This window comes from Pseudomonas sp. BN411 (assembly GCF_029871235.1).
Classification (GTDB): Bacteria; Pseudomonadota; Gammaproteobacteria; order Pseudomonadales; family Pseudomonadaceae; genus Metapseudomonas.
Genome location: NZ_SSOM01000074.1, coordinates 17,840 through 40,774 on the forward strand (window position 1 = coordinate 17,840; position 22,935 = coordinate 40,774).

Annotated in this window: 21 protein-coding genes; 12 read left to right on the forward strand and 9 right to left on the reverse strand. The window is 64.9% G+C overall.

What is annotated here, in order from left to right; genetic code table 11:
- The first annotated feature begins 115 nt into the window (after nucleotides 1-115).
- The 4 genes from E8F06_RS21005 to E8F06_RS21020 all read left to right on the forward strand — a co-directional run bounded on the left by E8F06_RS21005 (nucleotide 116) and on the right by E8F06_RS21020 (nucleotide 4,256).
- Entirely contained in the window at nucleotides 116-1,189 is a 1,074-nt protein-coding gene (locus E8F06_RS21005) for a polyamine ABC transporter substrate-binding protein (RefSeq protein ID WP_280370991.1), read from the forward strand.
- Nucleotides 1,190-1,327: 138 nt separating this feature from the next.
- Complete coding sequence (gene potA / locus E8F06_RS21010) at nucleotides 1,328-2,470, forward strand: polyamine ABC transporter ATP-binding protein (RefSeq protein ID WP_280370681.1); 1,143 nt, start codon at nucleotides 1,328-1,330, stop codon at nucleotides 2,468-2,470.
- Between the two features lie 23 nt (nucleotides 2,471-2,493).
- Nucleotides 2,494-3,375 (forward strand): ABC transporter permease subunit, encoded by an 882-nt coding sequence (locus E8F06_RS21015; RefSeq protein WP_280370993.1) that lies wholly within the window; start codon nucleotides 2,494-2,496, stop codon nucleotides 3,373-3,375.
- Nucleotides 3,372-4,256, forward strand: a complete 885-nt coding sequence (locus tag E8F06_RS21020; protein ID WP_190833120.1) for an ABC transporter permease subunit — start codon at nucleotides 3,372-3,374, stop codon at nucleotides 4,254-4,256. The genes E8F06_RS21015 and E8F06_RS21020 overlap by 4 nt, the downstream gene beginning before the upstream one ends.
- Nucleotides 4,257-4,366: 110 nt before the next feature.
- Here the strand turns inward: E8F06_RS21020 and E8F06_RS21025 are convergent, their stop codons facing one another.
- The gene (locus E8F06_RS21025; protein WP_280370684.1) at nucleotides 4,367-5,119 is read right to left on the reverse strand and encodes an NRDE family protein; all 753 of its coding nucleotides are present in this window, start codon (nucleotides 5,117-5,119) and stop codon (nucleotides 4,367-4,369) included.
- A gap of 169 nt (nucleotides 5,120-5,288) precedes the next feature.
- On the opposite strand from E8F06_RS21025, the gene E8F06_RS21030 reads away from it, so the two are divergent.
- The 4 genes from E8F06_RS21030 to E8F06_RS21045 are packed head-to-tail and all read left to right on the forward strand — an operon-like array spanning nucleotide 5,289 to nucleotide 8,726.
- The gene (locus tag E8F06_RS21030) at nucleotides 5,289-6,071 is read left to right on the forward strand and encodes a sulfite exporter TauE/SafE family protein (protein WP_280370686.1); all 783 of its coding nucleotides are present in this window, start codon (nucleotides 5,289-5,291) and stop codon (nucleotides 6,069-6,071) included.
- Between the two features lie 9 nt (nucleotides 6,072-6,080).
- The gene (lgt, locus tag E8F06_RS21035) at nucleotides 6,081-6,881 is read left to right on the forward strand and encodes a prolipoprotein diacylglyceryl transferase (RefSeq protein WP_280370688.1); all 801 of its coding nucleotides are present in this window, start codon (nucleotides 6,081-6,083) and stop codon (nucleotides 6,879-6,881) included.
- Nucleotides 6,881-7,675, forward strand: coding sequence for a thymidylate synthase (locus E8F06_RS21040; RefSeq protein ID WP_280370690.1), 795 nt, complete (start codon nucleotides 6,881-6,883; stop codon nucleotides 7,673-7,675). Before lgt ends, E8F06_RS21040 begins: the two co-directional genes overlap by 1 nt.
- Nucleotides 7,676-7,727: 52 nt before the next feature.
- Nucleotides 7,728-8,726, forward strand: coding sequence for a ribonuclease T(2) (locus E8F06_RS21045; RefSeq protein ID WP_280370691.1), 999 nt, complete (start codon nucleotides 7,728-7,730; stop codon nucleotides 8,724-8,726).
- Between the two features lie 62 nt (nucleotides 8,727-8,788).
- On the opposite strand, the gene E8F06_RS21050 is transcribed toward E8F06_RS21045, so the two are convergent.
- The 4 genes from E8F06_RS21050 to E8F06_RS21065 form a co-directional block, all read right to left on the reverse strand.
- Nucleotides 8,789-9,523 carry a hypothetical protein gene (locus E8F06_RS21050; RefSeq protein WP_280370693.1) on the reverse strand — a complete coding sequence of 245 codons (735 nt, stop codon included), beginning with the start codon at nucleotides 9,521-9,523 and terminating at the stop codon, nucleotides 8,789-8,791.
- Nucleotides 9,524-9,679: 156 nt separating this feature from the next.
- Nucleotides 9,680-11,050 carry a GTPase/DUF3482 domain-containing protein gene (locus tag E8F06_RS21055; RefSeq protein ID WP_280370695.1) on the reverse strand — a complete coding sequence of 457 codons (1,371 nt, stop codon included), beginning with the start codon at nucleotides 11,048-11,050 and terminating at the stop codon, nucleotides 9,680-9,682.
- Entirely contained in the window at nucleotides 11,043-12,440 is a 1,398-nt protein-coding gene (locus tag E8F06_RS21060; RefSeq protein WP_280370697.1) for a DUF2868 domain-containing protein, read from the reverse strand. Before E8F06_RS21060 ends, E8F06_RS21055 begins: the two co-directional genes overlap by 8 nt.
- 98 nt (nucleotides 12,441-12,538) lie before the next feature.
- Nucleotides 12,539-14,077, reverse strand: a complete 1,539-nt coding sequence (locus E8F06_RS21065; protein ID WP_280370699.1) for a nucleobase:cation symporter-2 family protein — start codon at nucleotides 14,075-14,077, stop codon at nucleotides 12,539-12,541.
- 320 nt (nucleotides 14,078-14,397) lie between these two features.
- On the opposite strand from E8F06_RS21065, the gene E8F06_RS21070 reads away from it, so the two are divergent.
- Nucleotides 14,398-14,910, forward strand: coding sequence for a dihydrofolate reductase (locus tag E8F06_RS21070; protein WP_280370700.1), 513 nt, complete (start codon nucleotides 14,398-14,400; stop codon nucleotides 14,908-14,910).
- Nucleotides 14,911-14,988: 78 nt separating this feature from the next.
- On the opposite strand, the gene E8F06_RS21075 is transcribed toward E8F06_RS21070, so the two are convergent.
- From E8F06_RS21075 to E8F06_RS21090, 4 genes are all read right to left on the reverse strand, one after another.
- The gene (locus tag E8F06_RS21075) at nucleotides 14,989-15,456 is read right to left on the reverse strand and encodes a metallophosphoesterase family protein (protein ID WP_280370702.1); all 468 of its coding nucleotides are present in this window, start codon (nucleotides 15,454-15,456) and stop codon (nucleotides 14,989-14,991) included.
- A gap of 38 nt (nucleotides 15,457-15,494) precedes the next feature.
- Nucleotides 15,495-16,862 carry a nucleobase:cation symporter-2 family protein gene (locus tag E8F06_RS21080; RefSeq protein ID WP_280348567.1) on the reverse strand — a complete coding sequence of 456 codons (1,368 nt, stop codon included), beginning with the start codon at nucleotides 16,860-16,862 and terminating at the stop codon, nucleotides 15,495-15,497.
- A 208-nt stretch (nucleotides 16,863-17,070) separates the two neighbouring features.
- Nucleotides 17,071-18,912, reverse strand: coding sequence for a dihydroxy-acid dehydratase (ilvD, locus tag E8F06_RS21085; RefSeq protein WP_280370704.1), 1,842 nt, complete (start codon nucleotides 18,910-18,912; stop codon nucleotides 17,071-17,073).
- Between the two features lie 266 nt (nucleotides 18,913-19,178).
- Nucleotides 19,179-20,375, reverse strand: coding sequence for a class I SAM-dependent rRNA methyltransferase (locus E8F06_RS21090; protein ID WP_280370706.1), 1,197 nt, complete (start codon nucleotides 20,373-20,375; stop codon nucleotides 19,179-19,181).
- Nucleotides 20,376-20,607: 232 nt separating this feature from the next.
- On the opposite strand from E8F06_RS21090, the gene E8F06_RS21095 reads away from it, so the two are divergent.
- From E8F06_RS21095 to E8F06_RS21105, 3 genes are all read left to right on the forward strand, one after another.
- The gene (locus E8F06_RS21095) at nucleotides 20,608-21,420 is read left to right on the forward strand and encodes an HDOD domain-containing protein (RefSeq protein ID WP_280370995.1); all 813 of its coding nucleotides are present in this window, start codon (nucleotides 20,608-20,610) and stop codon (nucleotides 21,418-21,420) included.
- Between the two features lie 14 nt (nucleotides 21,421-21,434).
- Nucleotides 21,435-22,247, forward strand: coding sequence for a bifunctional DNA-formamidopyrimidine glycosylase/DNA-(apurinic or apyrimidinic site) lyase (gene mutM / locus E8F06_RS21100; RefSeq protein WP_280370708.1), 813 nt, complete (start codon nucleotides 21,435-21,437; stop codon nucleotides 22,245-22,247).
- A gap of 62 nt (nucleotides 22,248-22,309) precedes the next feature.
- Nucleotides 22,310-22,888, forward strand: a complete 579-nt coding sequence (locus E8F06_RS21105) for a lysophospholipid acyltransferase family protein (protein WP_280370710.1) — start codon at nucleotides 22,310-22,312, stop codon at nucleotides 22,886-22,888.
- Nucleotides 22,889-22,935: the final 47 nt, after the last annotated feature.

Sequence of the window (22,935 nt, forward strand, 5' to 3'; positions counted from 1 at the left end):
CCACCCCGCGCGATACCACGAGTTGACTGGCCCTGGTTGCTGGAATGACCCGGGCTTCTTCCGGCACCGCCGGATAACAGAAGAGGACGAACCTGTGCACTTCCCCATCCGCAAGATGATGATCACTGCAGCAGCAACCCTGACCCTGGTTTCCCAGGCCCAGGCTGATCAGACGGTGCATATCTATAACTGGTCGGACTACATCGGCGAGACCACCCTGGCGGATTTCCAGAAGGAAACCGGCATCAAGCCGGTGTACGACGTCTTCGACTCCAACGAAACCCTGGAAGGCAAGTTGCTGGCGGGCCGTACCGGTTACGACGTGGTCGTGCCGTCCAACCACTTCCTCGGCAAACAGATCAAGGCGGGCGCGTTCCAGAAACTCGACCGCAGCCAGCTGCCCAACTGGCAGAACCTGGACCCCAACCTGCTCAAGCAGCTCCAGCGCAACGACCCGGGCAATGAGTACGCCGTTCCCTACCTCTGGGGCACCAACGGCATCGGTTACAACGTGGAGAAGGTCAAGGCTGTGCTCGGCGTCGACCATATCGACTCCTGGTCGGCCATCTTCGAACCCGAGAACATCAAGAAGCTCAGCCAGTGCGGCGTGGCTTTCCTCGACTCGGCGGATGAAATGATTCCCGCCGTGCTCAATTACATGGGCCTGGACCCCAACAGCACCAACCCGGACGACTACAAGAAGGCCGAGGAGAAGCTGATGGCGGTACGCCCCTACGTCACCTATTTCCACTCTTCCAAGTACATCGGCGACCTGGCCAATGGCGACATCTGCGTCGCCGCCGGTTTCTCCGGTGACATCTTCCAGGCCGCCGCGCGTGCCGAGGAAGCCGGCAAGGGTGTCGAGATCGCCTACGCAATCCCGAAAGAGGGCGGCAACCTCTGGTTCGACATGCTGGCCGTTCCGGCCGACGCGGCGAATGCCAAGCAAGCCCATGCCTTCATCAACTATCTGCTCAAGCCCGAGGTGATCGCCAAGGTCAGCGATTACGTCGGCTACGCCAACCCCAACCTGAAGGCTGGGGAGCTCATGAATCAGGAAGTACGCACCGATGAGTCCGTCTACCCGCCACAAGCGGTGCTGGACAAGCTGTATGTGTCGGCGGAATTGCCGCCGAAAGTCCAGCGGCTGATGACCCGCAGCTGGACCAAGGTCAAGTCGGGCAAGTAATGCAAAGCCGGTGGCCCGTGGTGTGGCGGAGCCGCCGGTAACGTCCCGGCCGAGCCAGGCAGGATGCCTGTCTCGTGCCCCTGCTGTATAAACGCGCCCGGCCGCGGTGGTCGGGTAGAAAATTCTGGGAGTGTGGTAATGGCAATAGCCTCCGGTGCCTACAAGAAAGCCCTTGAGGGCAGCCAGCAACCCAAAGAGGTGCTGGTAAAGATCGACCGGGTGACCAAGAAGTTCGACGAGACGGTGGCGGTGGACGATGTTTCGCTGACCATCAACAAGGGTGAGATCTTCGCCCTGCTCGGCGGCTCCGGTTCGGGTAAATCAACTCTCCTGCGCATGCTCGCCGGCTTCGAACGGCCGACCGAAGGGCGCATCATGCTCGACGGCGTGGACATTACCGACATGCCACCCTACGAGCGCCCGATCAACATGATGTTCCAGTCCTATGCGCTCTTCCCGCATATGACTGTTGCGCAGAACATCGCCTTCGGACTTAAACAGGACAGGCTTCCGGCTGCCGAGATCGATGCGCGCGTCAACGAGATGCTCAAGCTCGTGCAGATGACCCAGTACGCCAAGCGCAAGCCGCACCAGCTGTCCGGCGGCCAGCGCCAGCGCGTGGCCCTGGCCCGCTCGCTGGCCAAGCGTCCGAAGCTGCTGCTGCTCGACGAACCCATGGGCGCCCTGGACAAGAAGCTGCGCTCGCAGATGCAACTGGAACTGGTGGAGATCATCGAGCGCGTGGGCGTGACCTGCGTGATGGTGACCCACGACCAGGAAGAGGCCATGACCATGGCCCAGCGCATCGCCATCATGCACCTGGGCTGCATCGAACAGATCGGTAGCCCTGTGGACATCTACGAGACCCCCATCAGCCGCCTGGTGTGCGAGTTCATCGGCAACGTCAACATCTTCGACGGCGAAGTGGTGGAAGACTACGAGGCCCATGCGCTGATCGCCTGCCCGCAACTGGAGCGCCCGATCTACGTCGGCCACGGCGTGACCACCTCCCTGCAGGACAAGCGCATCACCTACGCCCTGCGTCCGGAGAAGCTGCTGGTGACCACCGAGCAGCCCACCTGCGAGTACAACTGGTCGCGCGGTCGGATCCACGACATCGCCTACCTGGGCGGTCACTCGGTGTTCTACGTCAAGCTGCCAAACGGCTCCATCGTCCAGTCCTTCGTCGCCAACGCCGAGCGCCGTGGCACGCGTCCGACCTGGGATGACGAAGTGTTCGTCTGGTGGGAAGACGACAGCGGCGTGGTACTGCGGTCATGAGAATTCCCAAACTGAGTAACCTGCTGCCGACCGGCCGGCATCTCGTCATCGGGATACCGTTCTTCTGGCTGTTCCTGTTCTTCATGCTGCCCTTCGCCATCGTGCTGAAGATCAGCTTTGCCGAAGCCGACGTGGCGATCCCGCCGTACACGGAGATATACACCTGGGCGGACAACCAGCTGCAACTCATCCTCAACCTGGGTAACTACCTGATACTCAACGAGGACGACCTGTACCTGGCGGCCTATCTGGGCTCGCTGAAGATCGCCTTCTTCAGCACCCTGATGTGCCTGCTGATCGGTTATCCGATGGCCTACGCCATCGCCCGTGCCAGCAAGGAAGCGCAGACCGTGCTGCTGCTGCTGATCATGATGCCGACCTGGACGGCGATCCTGATCCGCGTCTATGCCTGGATGGGCATCCTCAGCAACAACGGCCTGCTCAACAGTGCGCTGATGGGCATGGGGCTGATCGACGAGCCGCTGCAGATCCTCAACACCAACCTGGCGGTCTACATCGGCGTTGTCTATTCGTACCTGCCGTTCATGATCCTGCCGCTCTACGCCAACCTGGTGAAGCATGACCCGAGTCTGCTGGAGGCTGCGTCGGACCTCGGTTCGAGCACCTTCAACAGCTTCTGGAAAATCACCGTGCCGCTGTCGAAGAACGGCATCATCGCCGGCTCCATGCTGGTGTTCATCCCGGTTGTGGGCGAGTTCGTGATCCCTGAACTGCTCGGCGGCCCGGAGACCCTGATGATCGGCAAGGTGCTGTGGCAGGAGTTCTTCAACAACCGCGACTGGCCGGTGGCATCCGCCCTGGCGGTGGTGATGCTGGCGATCCTGATCGTCCCAATCATCCTGTTCAACCGTAACCAGGCCAAAGAACTGGAGGGCAAGGTATGAAGCGCTTCAGTTTCTCCACCGTGATGCTGTGGGTAGGTCTGCTGTTCATCTACCTGCCGATGATCATCCTGGTCATTTACTCCTTCAACGCCTCCAAGCTGGTGACCGTCTGGGGCGGCTGGTCGGTGAAGTGGTACGTGGGCCTCCTGGACAACACCCAACTGATGAACTCGGTGGGCCGTTCCCTGGAGATCGCCCTTTACACCGCGATCGCTGCCGTTGCCCTGGGTACGCTGGCCGCCTTCGTGCTGACCCGCATCCCGCGCTTCCGTGGCCGCACCATGTTCGGTGGCATGGTCACCGCGCCGCTGGTTATGCCGGAGGTGATCACCGGTCTGTCGCTGCTGCTGCTCTTCGTGGCCATGGCGCAACTGATCGGCTGGCCCCAGGAGCGTGGCATCGTCACCATCTGGATCGCCCACACCACCTTCTGCTCGGCCTATGTGGCCATCGTAGTGTCGGCGCGCCTGCGTGAACTGGACCTGTCCATCGAAGAAGCGGCCATGGACCTGGGCGCGCGTCCGTGGAAGGTGTTCATCCTGATCACCATCCCGATGATCGCGCCGTCCCTGGCGGCAGGCGGCATGATGTCCTTCGCCCTGTCCCTGGACGACCTGGTGCTGGCGAGCTTCGTGTCCGGTCCCGGTTCCACTACCCTGCCGATGGAAGTCTTCTCCGCCGTGCGTCTGGGCGTGAAGCCGGAGATCAACGCCGTGGCCAGCCTGATCCTGCTGACCGTCTCGCTGTTCACCTTCTTCGCCTGGTTCTTCTCTCGCCAGGCCGAGGAGCGCCGCAAGCGGGCCATCCAGCAGGCGATGGAAACCATGGCCGAGGAAGCCGCTTCCTCCAGCTGGAAGCCGGCCTCCACCCAGGCTGCCTGATCCAGCGCTGCAAAAGACAAAGGCCACCGTCGGGTGGCCTTTGTCGTCTCTGCGAAGCGTTTATTCAGTAGGAGCGGGTGTGGGCGAAGGAATTCGCCCACCCTGGACAATCAGTCCTTCAGCTCCATGCGCACATCCCCCAGCTTGGCGCCATAGGGGCCGTAGCTGCGCTCCACCAGCTCGCGGCTGCCGTCAGCGCGGACGACCAGCGCCGAGCTGGCGCGGGTGCCGTAGGTGCGGGTGGCGATGAACACGCTGGAGAGCATGCGCTCGGTGTTCAGCCCCACGCCGGTGTCCGGGAGGATGTGGTCCGGCGCAACCTCCGGGTCATGCAGCAGATTGAGCAGGGCGTCGGTGGACGCCGGTTCCAGGCATTCGGCGATGGCTGCCTTGCCGCGCTCGACCTTGGGCCAGGGTGTATCCAGGTCGGCGTTGGACACGCCATAGATACCCGGCTGAAGGTTGATCGGTCCGCCAGTGCGGGGGTTGAGGAACCACAGTTCGCGGTCGTCGCCCACCACCAGGTTGAAGCCCGAATAATCACCGGCCCGGCGCAGCGCATCTTCGAGGAACTCGCCCGGCCCCATGGTTCCACGCAGGAACTGCACGCAGAGCTCGCCACGGGTGCGGCCGACCGGGGGCGTTCGGGGGTCTCGGATATTGGTGAGGGCGGCGAATCGGCCCTTGGGCCCGGCGCCGAGCCAGGTACCTCCGGCTTCCAGATCGCGTCCGGCAATTACGCCGGGTGCGTCTTCCCATTTCGCCATGGGGAGGGTGGGACGTGCGTAGAATTCATCGCGGTTAGCAGCGAGCACCAGCGGGACTTCGTGTCCGGGGCGCCATGCGAATACGATCAGGCACATGGAGTCGTCTCCTTGTTATGAGCCGGAGTGTAGCAGTCGGTAGGAAAACTACATCAGCGGCAAAAGTTTTCTTCCGGGTTATCGGCTGCGTCCGTCAGGACTCCACATCCCTCGGGTGGAGCGTGAATCGGCCTTCCGTTAACATGCCGCTTTGTTTTCGGGGGTGTCCATGGAATTCGTGCTCTACCTGGTGCTCGGCGCCTGCGCGGGAGTGCTGGCCGGGCTGTTTGGCGTCGGCGGCGGCATGATCATCGTGCCGGTGCTGGTGTTCAGCTTCACCGCCCAGGGGTTCGATCCAGGCATCCTCACTCACCTGGCAGTGGGAACTTCCCTGGCCACCATCATCTTCACCTCGATCAATTCGGTGCGCGAGCATCATCGCAAAGGTGCGGTGCGCTGGCCCGTCTTCGTCTGGATGGCCGTCGGTATCCTCATCGGCGCCGGCTTCGGTTCCATGACGGCTGCGGCCATTCAGGGGCCGATGCTGCAGAAGATCATCGGCGTATTCGCCATACTGGTAGCGATACAGATGGGCCTGGACCTGAAGCCCAAGGCCAGTCGCGAGGTTCCGGGCAAGCCCGGGCTGACCCTGGCGGGCGGGGTGATCGGCTGGGCCTCGGCCATCTTCGGCATCGGTGGCGGTTCGCTGACCGTGCCTTTCCTGACCTGGCGCAGCGTCCCCATCCAGCAGGCCGTCGCCACGTCGGCCGCCTGCGGGCTGCCGATCGCCGCGGCCAGTGCGCTGTCCTTCATGGCGCTGGGCTGGAACAACCCCGGCCTGCCGCCCTACAGCATCGGGTTCATCTACCTTCCGGCGCTGGTCGGCATTGCCGCCACCAGCATGTTGTTCGCCCGTTTCGGTGCGCGCCTGGCCCATCGGTTGTCGCCGCGCCTGCTGAAGCGCCTGTTCGCCCTGCTGCTGTTGTCAGTGGGCCTGAACTTCCTGATCTAAGGAGCTGTAATGCTGGCTTATCCCCAGATCGACCCGGTAGCCCTGGCTATCGGTCCTCTCAAGATCCACTGGTACGGCCTGATGTACCTCATCGGCATCGGTGGCGCCTGGTGGCTGGCTTCGCGCCGGCTGAACGCCTTCGACCCGACCTGGACCAAGGAAAAACTCTCCGACCTGGTGTTCTGGGTCGCCCTCGGCGTCATCGCCGGCGGTCGTCTTGGTTACGTCTTGTTCTACGATCTGTCGGCGTACATCGCCAATCCGCTGCTGATCTTCGAAGTCTGGAAGGGCGGCATGTCCTTCCACGGCGGCCTGATCGGCGTGATGCTGGCCACCCTCTGGTTCGGCAAGCGCAACAACAAGAGCTTCTTCCAACTGATGGACTTCATCGCCCCCCTGGTGCCGATTGGCCTGGGCGCCGGCCGCATCGGCAATTTCATCAACGCCGAGCTCTGGGGCAAGGCCACCGACCTGCCCTGGGCGATGATCTTCCCCACCGATCCGGCCCAGCTGCCGCGTCACCCGTCGCAGCTTTACCAGTTCGCCCTGGAAGGCGTGGCACTGTTCGCCATCCTCTGGTTCTACTCGCGCAAACCGCGCCCGACCATGGCCGTTTCCGGCATGTTCGCGCTGTTTTACGGCATCTTCCGCTTCACGGTGGAGTTCGTCCGAGTCCCTGACGCCCAGCTCGGTTACCTGGCCTTCGGCTGGCTGACCATGGGTCAGATTCTCTGCCTGCCGATGATCATCGGCGGCATCTTCCTGATCATATGGGCCCACCGCCGCCAGTCCGCCCAAGGAGTCGCCTGATGAAACAGTATCTCGACCTGATGCGCCGCGTGCGCGAGACCGGCACCTTCAAGAGCGACCGCACCGGTACCGGCACCTACAGCGTATTCGGCCACCAGATGCGCTTCGACCTGGCCGACGGCTTCCCCATGGTGACCACCAAGAAGTGCCACCTGAAATCCATCGTCCATGAGCTGCTGTGGTTCCTCCAGGGCGACACCAACATCAAGTACCTGAAGGACAACGGCGTCTCCATCTGGGACGAATGGGCTGACGAAGAGGGCAACCTCGGGCCGGTCTACGGCTACCAGTGGCGCTCCTGGCCGGCGCCCAATGGCGAGTCCATCGACCAGATCACCAAGGTCGTGGAGATGATCAAGAAGAACCCGGACTCGCGCCGGCTGATCGTCTCCGCCTGGAACCCGGCCCTGGTGGACGAGATGGCCCTGCCGCCGTGCCACGCGCTGTTCCAGTTCTATGTGGCGGACGGCAAGCTGAGCTGCCAGCTGTACCAGCGTTCGGCCGACATCTTCCTCGGCGTGCCCTTCAACATCGCCAGCTACGCCCTGCTGACCCTGATGGTCGCCCAGGTCTGCGACCTGGAGCCCGGCGAGTTCATCTGGACCGGCGGCGATTGCCACCTTTACGCCAACCATATCGAGCAGACCGACCTGCAGCTTACCCGCGAGCCGCTGCCGCTGCCGACCATGAAGCTCAACCCGCAAGTGAAGGACCTGTTCGCCTTCACGTTCGAAGACTTCGAGCTGGTGGGCTACCAGTCGCACCCGCACATCAAGGCCCCGGTCGCCGTCTGACCTGCCGCGCCGGGGCGCCTCCAGCCCCGGCCATTCCCTGACAGGAGTCACCATGAAAGCCCCGCTTGCAGCCCTGCTCACGGGGCTTTTCGGCCTCTGGCCGTCCTTCGCCGCCTGGGCCGAGCCCGCCCAGGGCAGTTTCGTCGCCAGCCAGCGTTGCGAGGCTTTCCAGTCCATTCGCAAGCAGAGCAATCCCGACGGACTCGAAGTCCAGCCGGGGCAGCGCTACGAAGTGGTGGAGGTGAACAAGCGCGACTACGACTGGCTGCGCGTCCGCATGCCCAGCAGCGCGACGCCGCTGCGTTGGGTATCCGCCGGATGCGGGACGGTCGAGGGATTGGCGTTCAATACTGCAAAGTCAGCCCAGCCTGCGGACACTGGCGATATCTGCAGCCAACCGGACCAGCACGACGGCTACGTGCTGGCCGCCACCTGGCAGCCGGGCTTTTGCGAACACGCCTCATATAAAGGCGCGAAGCCCGAATGCGAGGGCCTGGAGTCGGGCGAGCTTCAGATTTCCCACCTGACGCTGCATGGCCTCTGGCCGAATCGCCAGTCCTGCGGCAAGAGCTACGGGCATTGCGATGGACCGGGACTGAAGCTCAGTGCCGAAACCCTGGCCTATGTCCGTCCGTGGATGCCGAACTTCCGCTACGGCACCAGCTTCGGCCGTTACCAGTGGGACAAGCACGGCGTCTGCCAGACTCAGATGGACGACGATGCCTACTTCCGCCGCGCGGTGGATCTGGTGCGGCAGTTGGACGAGTCGAAGGCCGGGCAGTACATCGTGGCCAATATCGGCGGCGCCATTTCCAGGCGGGCGTTCTACCAGAAGGTGGAAGAGGATTTCGGCAGTCGTGATGCGCAGAACAACTTCCTGCTGATTTGTAGCGGCAAGTACCTGCAGGAAATCCGCGTCTCGCTGCCCCGCGAACTGAAGCAGGCCGACAACCTGGTGGGCGTGGTCGATGGCCAGTTCGCCGCCAGCCACGCACGGGATCGCAGCGAGTGCGCCGCTGATCGCATCCTGATCGAAGCCGGCGGCCGCTGATCCAGGGCCCCGAGCTGCGTCGGGAACACTCCGGCGGCAGCCCGATTGGTGCAGGTCGCTGGTTAGTTCAGGGTGGCGGCCAGTTCGTCGAGGTCGTCGGCCGCTCGACTGAGATAGAACTCGGCGCCTCCGTGGGTGCGGCCGCCGCCTTGTTGTAGCTGGGCGCGTACGAAGCGGTAGTTGGTCCGGGCCTTGCCCAGCACCTCGGCGTGTTCCGGATGGCCCGTGAGCAACTGGTCGAAGCGCTGTTCGATGTCGGCATCCAGGCCGGCCGCCTGTGCTTCGGGCAGGGCGAAATCCAGCTTGTTGGGCAAGGGATAGGCGCGGAGCTGATAGTCCAGCAGCACGCTGGCCAGCGCCTGGCTCTGGGCGTTGAACGGCGCTCCAGGATCGGCGGCCGGGTCCTGCTTCGTGCTTGCGGAGAGCGTTTGGGCGGCTTGCTCCAGGCTCCGCTCCTGCTCCAGCAACTGGCCTACGAGTTCCGGGAAGCGGGACGCCTGATCGCGTGGCAGGCCGTCGAGTGCATTGAACAGCTTTTCCATGGCCCGCGCTGGACGCTGCAGCGATTCCGGATTGCCGAGCTGGACGATGATCCGGTTCAGAGTGTTGAGGTGGTAGAAGGTCGCCTTCAGGGCGCGGGGGTCGGGCTCGCGCTCCTCTGGATTGAAGTAGACCATGGCACTGGCGCAGAGCAGGCGGCTATGGCTGCTCAGCTCCCCCAGGTGCCGGGCATCCTGCTCACTACCCCAGGCCAACGGGCTCAGCAGGCAGAACAGCATCAACAACTTGCGCATCATCCATCTCTCCCGGTTCTTGTTTTTGTGTCGGGCGCGCTGGGGCGGGAATCTGGCCCCTTGCCGGCGCCGTGCATTCAGACGGTCGGCCCTGTTGGAGCGGCGGGCCAATCCTACGGGAGCGGACGGTTTTCGGTAAGTCCTTGCGCCTGTATGTCGTCAGGGCATCAGGCCAGTGGCCAGGGTCGCTACCTGCCCCTGGCGTTCGGCCTGTTCCAGTTCCGCATCGGGATTCAGCGACGACCATTCCGGGTGGGCTCTGGCCTTGGCCAGTACGGCAGGCAACTTGCCCTCTCGCCACTGCTTCTCTTCCGGCGTATCGATGCGTACCGCCTCGAAGGCGGCGTGGCCGCGAGCGTCCAGCGCCTGCAGCAATTGGCGCTGACGCAGGGCCAGCAGGCGCAGGATGGCATCGTCCACGGTCAGCTCGCGCTGCCCCTTGATCTTGCCCAGCAGACGCTCGCCGTAGTGGCCGAAGGTCTGCCAGGCGCCACCGGCGATGGCGCCAAGGGCCGCTGCGGCACCGAGGGTGACGCCGCCCACCAGCAGGTCGACGCCAGCGCCGGCCGCCGCGCCCGCCGCCATGCCGCCACCCAGGCGTACGCCCAGTTGCTTGAGGGTTTCCGGATTGAACAGGTCATCGCCCCAGCGCCCGCCCAGCAGCGGCAGGTCGCTGGCAGAAGCATCCGCCTGGCCGAAGGCGTAGAGCCGCAGCAGGGCTTCCACGCAGCGCTGCTCGCGCTGGCGCACCTGCTGGCGCAGGGTCTCGGTGGCAGCCAGCACGGCGGCCTCTTGGGCGGGTACGCTGCGCCGGCAGGCGGCCACGTCCAGCAGCAGTTCGGCAATCAGGCGGCTCCCGGCGTCCAGACGCAGGCGCCTTTGCGCCTGATGATCGTCCACCAACCGCTGCAACTGCGGACGGGCGCGCTCCAGCAGCAGTGCCAGGCTGTCGTAGAGGCGCTGCTCGCCGTCCAGCGGTGGCGCCACGCTGTCGAAGCGCACCAGTGCATGTAGGCCCAGGCGGGCCAGTGCCTCGCGCCAATCGGCCTCACGGTGGTTTTCGCTGGCGACGAAGTTCAGCACCGGCAGTAGGGGCCGGCCACACATGGCCAACACCGCCAGCTCGTCGCGGTACTTGGCCAGGACCGGTTCGCGGGCATCGATCACGTAGAGCCCGGCATCGGAGGCCAGCAACTGGCGCAATACCTTGGCCTCCTGCTCGAAGCGCTGGCGCGCCTCGCTGCCGTCGAGAAAACGGGCCAGGCGCGCGGGGCCGTCGAGGCGTTCGCCGGGGCGGTCCAGTCGCTCCAGGTGATCTAGCAATGCGATGGCGTCTTCCAGGCCGGGCGTGTCGTAGAGCTCCAGCAGCGGCTGGCCGTCCACCGACAGCCGCGCGCCTTCCACATGGCGGGTGGTGCTGGGGCGGTGGGATACCTCGCCGAAGGCACGGTCGCGCAGCAGGGTGCGTAGCAGGGAGGTCTTGCCGACGTTGGTATGGCCGACCACGGCCAGCTTCAACGGCTTAGTCATGGCCGGTCTCCAACCAGGTCATGGGAGCGCCCTGGGCGTGGGGCAGGGCCAGGCGGTCGAGGGCCTGATGCCAGTCTTCCAGGCGTTGGCTATCGAGGGATTCGCCGGAGGGCGGGGGCAGCAGCCAGACGCGGGTTCTGGCGGCGCTGCGGGCCAGCTCTCCGATCAGCGCCAGGGTTCCGCGGTCCGGCGAGCGGCGAGGGTCGCAGGCTACCGCCAGGCGCTCCGGGGGAAAGCGGCTGAGTTGATCCAGCAGGCGCTGGCGCTGCTCGCGGCTGTCGAGCACGCCGGCATCGCCGACGCCCTTGGGCAGCGCGGGCGGCCAGGGGCGGCGGTCGTCCAGTTCAATGGCCACCAGCAGGGCGCCCTGGCTGGCGCCGTCCAGGTTGCCGGATTGAGGTTCGACCAGTTCGGCCGGGGCGGCGTCGCAGACACCCAGGCGTTCGCTCGCTGGTTGCAGGCGTTCGCGCAGCAAGCCGTAGCCGGGCAGGCCGAGGTCCAGCCGAAGGCGCGCGCGGCCTTGTGACCAGCGCCAGAAGCAGAACAGCCCCAGCAACAGTCGCGGTAGCAGACCGTAGGTGAAGGTGACCCCGAGCAGCCAGCCGGACCACGCCTGGCGCGCGCCTTCTTCTGCCAGCACGTTGCTGCTGGCGCGGATGGTCTCGGCATCCGGCAGGCTGAAGCCAAGCACGCTGGGCAGGGCGCCCAGGGCCCGGATGAGGACGACGAAGGTTTCGCTGCCGAGGATGGTGGTTTCCCAGACGAAGCCGTAGCGGCGGGTGGCGAGCAACAGCAGGAGGATCACCAGCGCGCTACCCAGGGTCAGCAGCCAAGCGCCATGGACCAGTGCGCCCAGGCCCCAGCGGGTCAGGCCCTGGCGTTGGAGCAGCAGGAGCAGGGCGGGTGCCAGGTGCGCGGCCTGGGCATCGCGGGCCAGTTTGCCGCTGAGCCACAGCCAGATCCGCCCGAGCACGCTGGCGCTACTGCCGAGGCAGAACGTCAGGGCCCAGCCCAGCAACATCAACAGGTGCAGCCCGAGCAGGCTGCCCAGGGCCCAGATCAGGTTGACCGGGCGCTCGCCGTTACCCAGCGCCGCAATGGCGAGCCCGGAGCCACTGACCAGTGCCAGCACCATCAGCAGCAGGCCGGCGAGCCGCGCGCCCTGGCGCCAGTGCTGCAGGGCCTGCAGCTGTCCGTCGCGCTGGGCCAGCCAGAGGGCACGAGCCTGGATGCGCTGCGCCAGGTCGCCGCCGGCGGCATTGGCGCGGCGGTTGGCTTCGGCGTCGTCGAGGGGGCCGGCGTGTTCTTCGCGCAGGCGGATGGCCTCGGTCAGCCACAGCTGGTCGAGGGAGGAAAGGGGAGGGAGGGCGGCTGGATTGGGTTCGCTCACGAAGGGCTTCTTGGCCAAGGGTGAGCTCTGAGAATAACCGCTCGAGGCGGGACCATCATCAAAAGAGAAGGCCGGCGCTGGGCGCCGGCCTTCATCTGTCAGTGGCTGTGGGAGCTGGCCGCCACCTTCACCCGGGGTGTTGATGGCGCGTCGTGGTGGTCGTCATGTTCGGACACCACTTTCACTTCGTTGCCGTCGCAGTCGTACAGCTTGCCGTCGCGGAAATAGTCGCCCTCGTTCAGGGCGGCGATGTCCTGGTAGCGCAGGGTGCGCTCGCTGGCGGCGACGAACACCGACTGCTGGTCCGAGTTGCCGGCCTTCAGGTGGTTGAAGATCAGGTTCAGCAGGATGGCCATGATCGCCGCCGAGCTGATGCCGGAGTGGAAGATGGTTTCGAACCAGGCGGGGAAGTGGTGGTAGAAGGTCGGCGCCGCGATCGGGATCATGCCGAAGCCGATGGAGGTGGCGACGATGATCAGGTTCATGTTGTTGCGGTAGTCGACTTGCGCCAGGGTGCGGATGCCGGAGGCGGCCACGGTGCCGAACAGCACCACGCCGGCGCCACCCAGTACCGAGGTGGGGACCGCGGCGATCAGGCGACCCATCACCGGCAGCAGGCCGAGGGTCACCAGGATCAGGCCGGCGGTGGCCACCACATAGCGGCTCTTCACGCCGGTCACGGCCACCAGGCCGACGTTCTGGGCGAAGGCGCTCTGGGTGAAGGAACCGAACAGCGGAGCCACGGAGCTGGAAATCATGTCGGCACGCAGACCGTTGCCGAGGCGCTTGGAGTCCACCTTGGTGCCGATGATTTCACCGACGGCGAGGATGTCCGCCGAGGTTTCCACCAGGGTCACGATGATCACGATCAGCATCGACAGGATCGCCGCGATGTGGAATTCCGGCATGCCGAAATGCAGCGGAGTGGGCAGGGCCACCAGCGGGCCTTCGAGCACCTTGGAGAAGTCCGCCATGCCGAAGAACACCGCAGCCACGGTGCCGATCACCATCGCCAGGAGGATCGACAGGCGCGAGATGCTGGCGCTGCCCAGCTTGCTCAGCAGCAGCACGGTGCCGAGGGTGAAGGCGGCCAGGCTGACGTTGGCCACGCTGCCGAACTCCGGCGACTGGCTGTTGCCGCCCATCGCCCAGCGTGCCGCAACGGGCATCAGGGTGAGGCCGATGGTGGTGATCACGATGCCGGTCACGAGCGGCGGGAAGAACTTGGTGATCCGCGAGAATATCGGGGTGATCAGCAGGCCGATCAGTGAGGCGGCGATTACCGCGCCGAGTACGGCTGGAATGCCGCCGGCGCCGTTACTGCCGATGATGGCGATCATGGTTGCCACGCCGGCGAAGGACACGCCTTGCACCAGGGGCAGCTGACAGCCGAAGAAGGGGAGACCGATGGTTTGCAGCAGGGTGGCCAGGCCACCGGCGAACAGTGAGGCTGCGATCAACAGGCCGATGTCTGCGGGCGATAGCCCGGCAGCCTGGCCGATGATCAGGGGTACCGCGACAATTCCGCCATACATGGTCAGCACATGCTGCAGACCGTAGGCGAGGTTGGCTCCAATGCCGAGGTTTTCGTCTTCCGGGCGTTGCACCGGAGACGGACTTGCGGTTGGGACTGTCATGGTGGGCTCTCGGTTTTGTTATTGTGCCGGCAACTGTAGACAATAATTCGGTCCATTGACTAGTGCTTTGTATACAATTTTTGCGATGCGCTATTTCGCCTATTCATCGCCTATTTCTCGCTTAATTTCCGATAAATTCTCCGAAAATCGAAGATACGTCACTTGACCATGTGGTCAGAAAAATGATTGACGACGAATGGCATGTATCCATCTGGCCATGGTTTCGAGGGTATGCATAGGCCATGCCGAAACCGTTGTGAGCCTGGTGCCAATCCTCCGTTGGCTTTCTCTCGTGGGCGGCAGCCGGTATTCTCGCCGCCATGAAAAAGACCCTGCCCCTCTGCCTGATCGCCGCTCTCGCACAGAACCGCGTGATCGGTCGCGACAACCAACTGCCCTGGCACCTGCCGACGGATCTCAAGCACTTCAAGGCCATGACCCTCGGCAAGCCGATCATCATGGGCCGCAAGACCTGGGACTCCCTGGGTCGTCCGCTGCCGGGCCGGCTCAATCTGGTGGTCAGTCGCCAGGAGGGGTTGGTGCTGGAAGGCGCGGAAGTCTTCCCCAGCCTGGAAGCCGCCATCGAGCGCGCCGATGCCTGGGCGCGCGAAGAAGAAGCCGAGGAGCTGATGCTGATCGGCGGCGCCCAGCTCTATGCCCAGGGCCTTGCCCAGGCCGACCGTCTCTACCTGACCCGCGTGGAGCTGGCTCCGGAAGGCGATGCGTTCTTCCCTGAAGTGTCGCAGCAGGATTGGCGTCTGGCCTCCAGCATCGAGCACGAGGCGACGACGGACACGCCGGCCTACGCCTTCGAGGTGTGGGAAAAGCGCTGAGGAAGTCCCAGACCAATCCAGATTGGTAGGTTGTGGCTTCGCGACGCGAAGCCACAACCTACAGTGGCGACTGGTCCGTCAGATCTGTAGCTCTCGCAACTCCGCCCGCACTTCACCTTTCTCTATCAGCAGAAACCCCACCGACACCGGCAGCTTGAAGCGCCGCGGTCCGGCACTGCCCGGGTTCACGTGCACCAGGCCGGCGCGCTCGGTAACCAGCGGCTTGTGGGAATGCCCCGTGACCACGACGCTGAATCCGCGCGCCTTCAAATCAGCAGGGATGTCCGCCTGGTCGTGCACCAGGTAGATCCCGGTCTCTCCCAGCCAGAGTTCTTCGACCTCGCGTACCGCGTCGGCCCAGGTGTCCACGTCGTTATTGCCGCGCACAGCCGTCAGCGGCGCCAGTTGGCGCAGGGCGTCGAGGATTTCGGGTTTGCCGATGTCGCCGGCATGGAGGATGCGGTCGCAGCCTTGTAGCGCCGCGAGGGCCTGGGGCCGGAGAAGGCCGTGGGTGTCTGAGATCAGGCCGATACGGAGGGAGGTCATGGCTGGGCCCCATCGTGTGATGGGACCCATTCTGCCACTTAGCGGGATTCCGGCAGGAACCAGTTGAGCAGCAGGGCGCAGAGGCCGCCGGTGGCGACGCCGGATTCGAGGATGTTGCGCAGGGCGGCCGGCATGTGGGCGAGGAATTCCGGCACCTGCGATACGCCCAGGCCCAGGGCCAGCGATACGGCGATGATCAGCAGCGCGCGGCGGTCAAGGGTGGTGCCGGCGAGGATATTGATGCCCGAGGCTGCGACTGCGCCGAACATCACCATGGCGGCTCCGCCCAGCACCGGTTCGGGAATGGCCTGCAGCACGCCGGCTACCGCCGGGAACAGGCCCAGCAGCACCAGCATCAGGGCGATCCACAGGCCGATGTGGCGGCTGGCGATGCCGGTCAGCTGGATCACGCCGTTGTTCTGCGCGAAGACCGAACTTGGGAAGGTGTTGAACAGGCCGGCCAACAAGGAGTTGGCGCCATTCACGAGTACGCCGCCCTTGATGCGTTGCATCCACAGCGGGCCTTCCACCGGCTGGCGCGAGACCTTGCTGGTGGCGGTGACGTCGCCGATGGCTTCGAGCGAAGTGACCAGGTAGATCACCAGCATCGGCACGAACAGCGACCAGGAGAAGCCCAGACCGAAGTGCAGCGGAACCGGCACCTGCACCAGTGGCGCGTCGTGCAGGCCGCTGAAGTCGAGCCGGCCGAGCCACGCGGCCAGGGCGTAGCCTGCGAGCAGTGCGATGACGATGGCGCAGCTGCGCATCCACACCAGCGGGATGCGGTTGAGCAGCAGGATCACACCCAGCACGGTGCCGGACAGCAGCAGGTTCTCACCGTTGGCGAAGGTTCCGTTGGCCATGGCGCCGAAGCCGCCACCCATGCTGATCAGGCCGACCTTGATCAGGGTCAGGCCGATCATCAGCACCACGATGCCGGTCACCAGCGGATTGATCAGCCGTTTGACGAAGGGCAGCACGCGGGAGATGCCCATCTCGACAAAAGCGCCGGCCATCACCACGCCGAAGATGGCCGCCATCACCGCTTCCACCGGCGTGCCCTGCTTGACCATCAGCGCGCCGCCGGCGATCAGCGGGCCGACGAAGTTGAAGCTGGTGCCCTGCACGATCAGCAGCCCGGCGCCGAACGGCCCGAAGCGCTTGCATTGCACGTAGGTGGCGATGCCGGAGACCACCAGGGACATGGAGACGATCAGGTTGGTATCCCGGGCCGACACGCCCAGCGCCTGGCAGATCAGCAGGCCGGGGGTGACGATGGGGACGATGATGGCCAGCAGGTGCTGTAGCGCAGCCAGCAGGGCGGCCAGCGGGCGCGGCTTGTCTTCCAGGCCGTAGAGCAGCTCGTTTCGAGCCTCGGGGACAGGGGGCTTTTCCAGTGAAGTCATGGCGATCGACCGCAAAAAGCGGCGATTCTACCTGAATGGTCAGGTTTGATGGCGGGGCTGAACTCTGTAGGGGCGAATTCATTCGCAAAGGGCGGCGCAGCTGCCCCAATGGGACGACAGGCGGGCCTTTGGTCCGCCCAGCGATTGAAATCGCCCCCACAAGAAGCAAAAAAGCCCGGCACTTGCCGGGCTTTAGTGTTGCCGGAGCTTACAGGTGGTCCAGCATCGCCTTGTTGCGCACCGCGCCCTTGTCGGCGCTGGTGGCGAGCAGGGCGTAGGCCTTGAGCGCGGTGGTCACCTTGCGCGCGCGCGGCGCGGCCGGTTTCCAGCCCTTCTTGTCCTGCACATGGCGGCGGTGGGACAGCTCTTCATCGCTGACCAGAAGCTGGATGGTGCGGTTGTGGATGTCGATGTGGATCCGGTCGCCGTCCTCCACCAGGCCGATGGCGCCACCAGCAGCGGCTTCCGGCGAGGCGTGGCCGATGGACAGGCCCGAGGTGCCGCCGGAGAAGCGGCCGTCGGTGAGCAGGGCGCACTGCTTGCCCAGGCCCTTGGACTTCAGGTAGCTGGTCGGGTACAGCATTTCCTGCATGCCCGGGCCGCCTTTCGGGCCTTCGTAGCGGATGATCACGATGTCGCCGGCCTTCACTTCGTCGGCGAGGATGCCTTTCACGGCGCTGTCCTGGCTTTCGAAGATCTTCGCGGTGCCTTCGAACACGTGGATGGACTCATCCACGCCCGCGGTCTTCACCACGCAGCCATCGAGGGCGATGTTGCCGTAAAGCACGGCCAGGCCACCTTCCTGCGAGTAGGCGTGCTCGACACTGCGGATGCAGCCTTCGGCGCGGTCGTCGTCGAGGGTGTCCCAGCGCGTGGATTGGCTGAACGCAACCTGGGTGGGGATGCCGGCCGGGCCCGCCTTGAAGAAGGTGTGGACGGCTTCGTCATTGGTCTGGGTGATGTCCCACTGGGCGATGGCGTCCGCCATGCTCGGGCTGTGCACGGTGGGCACGTCGGTGTGCAGCAGGCCACCACGGGCCAGTTCGCCGAGGATGCTGAAGATGCCGCCGGCGCGGTGCACGTCTTCCATGTGGTACTTCTGGATGTTCGGCGCCACCTTGCACAGCTGCGGCACTTTGCGCGACAGGCGATCGATGTCGCGCAGGTCGAAGTCGATCTCCGCCTCCTGGGCGGCGGCCAGCAGGTGCAGGATGGTGTTGGTGGAGCCGCCCATGGCGATGTCCAGGGTCATGGCGTTCTCGAAGGCCTTGAAGCTGGCGACGTTGCGCGGCAGCACGGACTCGTCGCCTTCGCCGTAGTAGCGCTGGCACAGCTCGACGGCTAGGCGGCCGGCGCGCAGGAACAGCTGCTCGCGGTCGCTGTGGGTGGCCAGGGTGGAGCCGTTGCCCGGCAGCGCCAGGCCGAGGGCTTCGGTCAGGCAGTTCATCGAGTTGGCGGTGAACATGCCGGAGCAGGAACCGCAGGTTGGGCAGGCGCTGCGCTCGTACTCGGCGACTTTTTCGTCGGAGCAGGAGTCGTCGGCGGCAACCACCATGGCGTCGACCAGGTCCAGGCCGTGGTTCGCCAGCTTGGTCTTGCCGGCTTCCATCGGGCCACCGGAGACGAAGACCACCGGGATGTTCAGCCGCAGGGCGGCCATCAGCATGCCGGGGGTGATCTTGTCGCAGTTGGAGATGCAGACGATGGCGTCGGCGCAGTGGGCGTTGACCATGTATTCCACGGAGTCGGCGATGATCTCGCGGCTCGGCAGGGAATAGAGCATGCCGTCGTGGCCCATGGCGATGCCGTCGTCCACGGCGATGGTGTTGAATTCCTTGGCCACGCCGCCGTGCTTCTCGATCTCGCGGGCGACCAACTGGCCCAGGTCCTTCAGGTGCACGTGGCCGGGCACGAACTGGGTGAAGGAGTTGGCGATGGCGATGATCGGCTTCTTGAAGTCCTCGTCCTTCATCCCGGTGGCGCGCCACAGGGCACGGGCGCCGGCCATGTTGCGACCGTGGGTGGAGGTTTTCGAGCGGTAATCGGGCATGACGGTTTCCTGCGGCTAATCAGGTATCGATAAGAGTCTCATCGTGAGCGCGCAACATACCGGATGCAAACAGCAGATGGCTGTTCGGTCGGTGGTGGCCGGAAGGCGGGGCGGGGTCACCGCTCGCTCGGCCGGGGCTCACTGGCCCGCCGGAGGATGGTTGGCGAGGAATCGCCCGATTCTACGCCGGGCCTGGCCGGCAGGGAAAGGCTGGCGGTCGGGCCGGCGCTGGGGCCGGCCCGGATGTCGCAGTACGGGGTGCGCGCTTAGCTGTTGGGCAGCAGGCGGCAGGTCAGGCTCTTGATGTAGCGGGTTTCGCTGATGGCCGGGTGCACCGGGTGGTCCGGGCCCTGGCCGCCGCGCTCCAGCAGGATGATGTTGCGGTCCAGGTGGCGGGCGCTATTGAGCAGGATGTTCTGCAGGTCGTCCTCCGGGAGGTGCATGGAGCAGGAGGCGCTGACCAGGATGCCGTCCTTGTTCAAGAGGCGCATGGCCTGCTCGTTCAGGCGGCGGTAGGCGGCTTCGCCGTTCTTCAGGTCCTTCTTGCGCTTGATGAAGGCCGGCGGGTCGGCGACCACCACGTCGAAGCGTTCTTCAGCGGCTTTCAGCTCTTTCAGGGCTTCGAAGACATCGCCTTCCACACAGGTGACCTGCTCGGCCACGCCGTTAAGGGTGGCGTTGCGCTCCACGCCGTCCAGGGCGAAGCCGGAGGCGTCGACGCAGAACACTTCACTGGCACCGAAGGCCGCGGCCTGCACACCCCAGCCACCGATGTAGCTGAACAGGTCGAGCACGCGCTTGCCCTTCACGTAGGGCGCCAGGCGCGCGCGGTTCATGCGGTGGTCGTAGAACCAGCCGGTCTTCTGGCCTTCCATGACCGGAGCTTCGAACTTCACGCCGTTCTCTTCCAGGGCGACCCATTCCGGCACCACGCCGAATGCGGTGTCCACGTAGCGCTCCAGGCCTTCGGCATCACGGGCGCTGGAGTCGTTCTTCCAGAGCACGCCACGGGGTTTGAGCACTTGCACCAGGGCGTCGAGAACGGCGTCCTTGTTGCGTTCCATGGCAGCGGAGGCCAGTTGCACCACCAGGTGGTCGCCGAAGCGGTCCACCACCAGGCCCGGCAGCAGGTCGGAGTCGCCGTAGACCAGGCGGTAGAAGGGCTTGTCGAACAGACGCTCGCGCAGGCTCAGGGCGACGTTGATGCGGTGCACCAGCAGGGATTTATCCAGGGTGTGCTTGATGTCACGGGACACCAGGCGCGCGCAGATCAGGTTGTTCGGGGAGAGGGCGACCACGCCCAACGGCTTGCCGCCGGCGGCTTCGAGAATGGCCTGGTCACCGGGCTGGAAGAGGTTCAGCGGGGTGGCGACCACGTCCACTTCGTTGCTGTAGACCCACAGGTGGCCGGCGCGCAGGCGTCGATCGGCATTGGCTTTGAGGCGCAGGCTGGGCAGGGACATGTGTCGCTCTCCGGAAAAAAGGCGGGGATTATACCCCAGGCAATACCTGCTCCGGAGGCCACCCGGCGGCGCTGGCGGCCACTTGGTACGACAGTCGGAAAATGGCCGGAAATCCCGAGCAACGGGTTGATGCAACCGGGTAGACTGTCGATTCGGTCAAACTTCCCACTCGTCCCCCATGGCTCAAGAACTTTCCGCAGATCAGATCCGTCAGGTCCTGCAGGGCATCAGTGTGCCGCCGCAGCCGCAGATCATGGTCGACCTGCAAATGGAGCAGGTCATGCCCAGCCCCGACCTGAAGTCCATCGCCCGCCTGATCAGCCAGGACCCGGGCCTGTCCGGTGCGTTGCTGAAGATCGTCAATTCGCCGTTCTTCGGCCTGACCAACCGCATCGCCTCGATCCAGCAGGCGGTGAACCTGCTGGGCTGCAACACGGTGATCAACCTGATCAACGCGCAGTCGATCAAGGGTGAGATGAGCGACGAGACCATCGTCACCCTGAACCGCTTCTGGGACACCGCCCAGGACGTGGCCATGACCTGCCTGACCCTGGCCAAGCGCATCGGCTACCAGTCCGCCGACGAGGCCTACGCCCTTGGCCTGTTCCACAATTGCGGCATCCCGTTGATGCTCAAGCGCTTCCCCGACTACATGACGGTGCTGGAAGAGGCCTACGCCAGCGCCGGCCCGGAACGCCGCGTGGTGGACACCGAGAACCGCCTGCTGAACACCAACCATGCGGTGGTCGGCTACTTCACCGCGCGCTCCTGGCGCCTGCCGGAGCATCTCTGCGAGGCCATCGCCAACCACCACAACGCCTCGTCCATCTTCAGTGACGACTCCGGCCGTGATGCCCAGCTCAAGACGCTGTTGGCGATACTCAAGATGGCCGAGCACATCTGCGCTTCGCACCTGGTGCTGGGCAACCAGGCCGAGGACTACGAGTGGATGAGCATCCGTGGTCAGGTACTGGACTACGTGGGGCTCTCGGAGTACGACTTCGAGAACCTCAAGGAAAGCATTCGCGAACTTGGCGCGAGCTGAGTACCGAGAAACCGATGCCTGAATTACCTGAAGTCGAAACCACCCGCCGCGGCATCGCGCCCTTCCTCGAAGGCCAGCGCGTCAGCCGGGTGATCGTGCGTGAACGCCGCCTGCGCTGGCCGATTCCCGAGGACCTGGACGTGCGCCTGTCCGGCCAGCGCATCCTGCACGTGGAACGCCGCGCCAAGTACCTGTTGCTGCAGGCCGAGGCCGGCACGCTGATCAGCCACCTCGGCATGTCTGGCAGCCTGCGCCTGGTGGAGGCGGGGCTGGCCGTGGCCAAGCACGAGCATGTGGATATCGAGCTGGAATCGGGGATGGCCCTGCGCTACACCGATCCGCGCCGTTTCGGCGCCCTGCTGTGGAGCGATGATCCGCTGAACCACGAGCTGCTGCGTCACCTGGGGCCCGAGCCGCTGACCGACCTGTTCGACGGCGAGCGCCTGTTCCAGCTCTCCCGCAGCCGCAGCATGGCGGTGAAGCCCTTCATCATGGACAACGCCGTGGTGGTGGGCGTCGGCAACATCTACGCCAGCGAAGCGCTGTTCGCCGCTGGCATCGACCCGCGCCGCGAGGCCGGCTCCATTTCCCGTGCGCGCTACCTGAAGCTGGCCGAGGAGATCAAACGCATCCTCGCCCAGGCCATCGAATGCGGCGGCACCACCCTGCGCGACTTCGTCGGTGGTGACGGCAAGCCCGGTTACTTCCAGCAGGAACTCTGGGTCTACGGCCGCGCTGGCGCGTTCTGCAAGCAGTGCGGTTCGACCCTGCGGGAAATCCGTCTCGGCCAACGCGCCAGCGTCTATTGTCCGCGCTGCCAACGCTGATCCTTCGCCGGGTCGCCAGACTCGGCGCCGAGCATCCCTAGAACAAGAAAGAAGTCTGTCCTATGTACGGTAACTACCTGCCCCCCAATCCATTTGCCGAGGCGATCGGCCACGGCATGCTGCGCCTGATGGGCTGGCGTATCGAGGGACGCATGCCGCCCCTCGACAAGTTTGTGGTGATTGGCGCCCATCACACCTCCAACTGGGACTTCGTGATCTTCCTCGCGGTGAAGTTCGTCCTGCGCCTGAATGGCCACTGGTTCGCCAAGCACACGCTGTTCCGCCGGCCCTTCGGCCGTCTGTTGAAGCGCTGGGGCGGGGTGCCGATCTACCGCCACCTCAAGTTGAACATGGTGGAGCAGGCAGTGGAGCAATTCCGCCAGAGCCGCGAGTTCATGCTGATCATCTCGCCCGAAGGCACCCGCAAGCGGGTGGAGCGCTGGAAGATGGGCTTCTACCACATCGCCCGTGGCGCCGACGTGCCAGTGGTCCCAGCGGCCCTGGATTACGTCAACCGCCGGGTGGTGATCGGCCAGCCGTTCTACACCACTGGCGACGAGCAGGCCGACCTGCAGCAGCTGCTGGCCTTCTACCGGCCCTACGTACCGAAAAAACCCGACTACGCTTTCAATGGCGATTGAAGGCCGTCACGCTGCCGATGTGCCATGCGCTGTTATAGTTTTTCGTA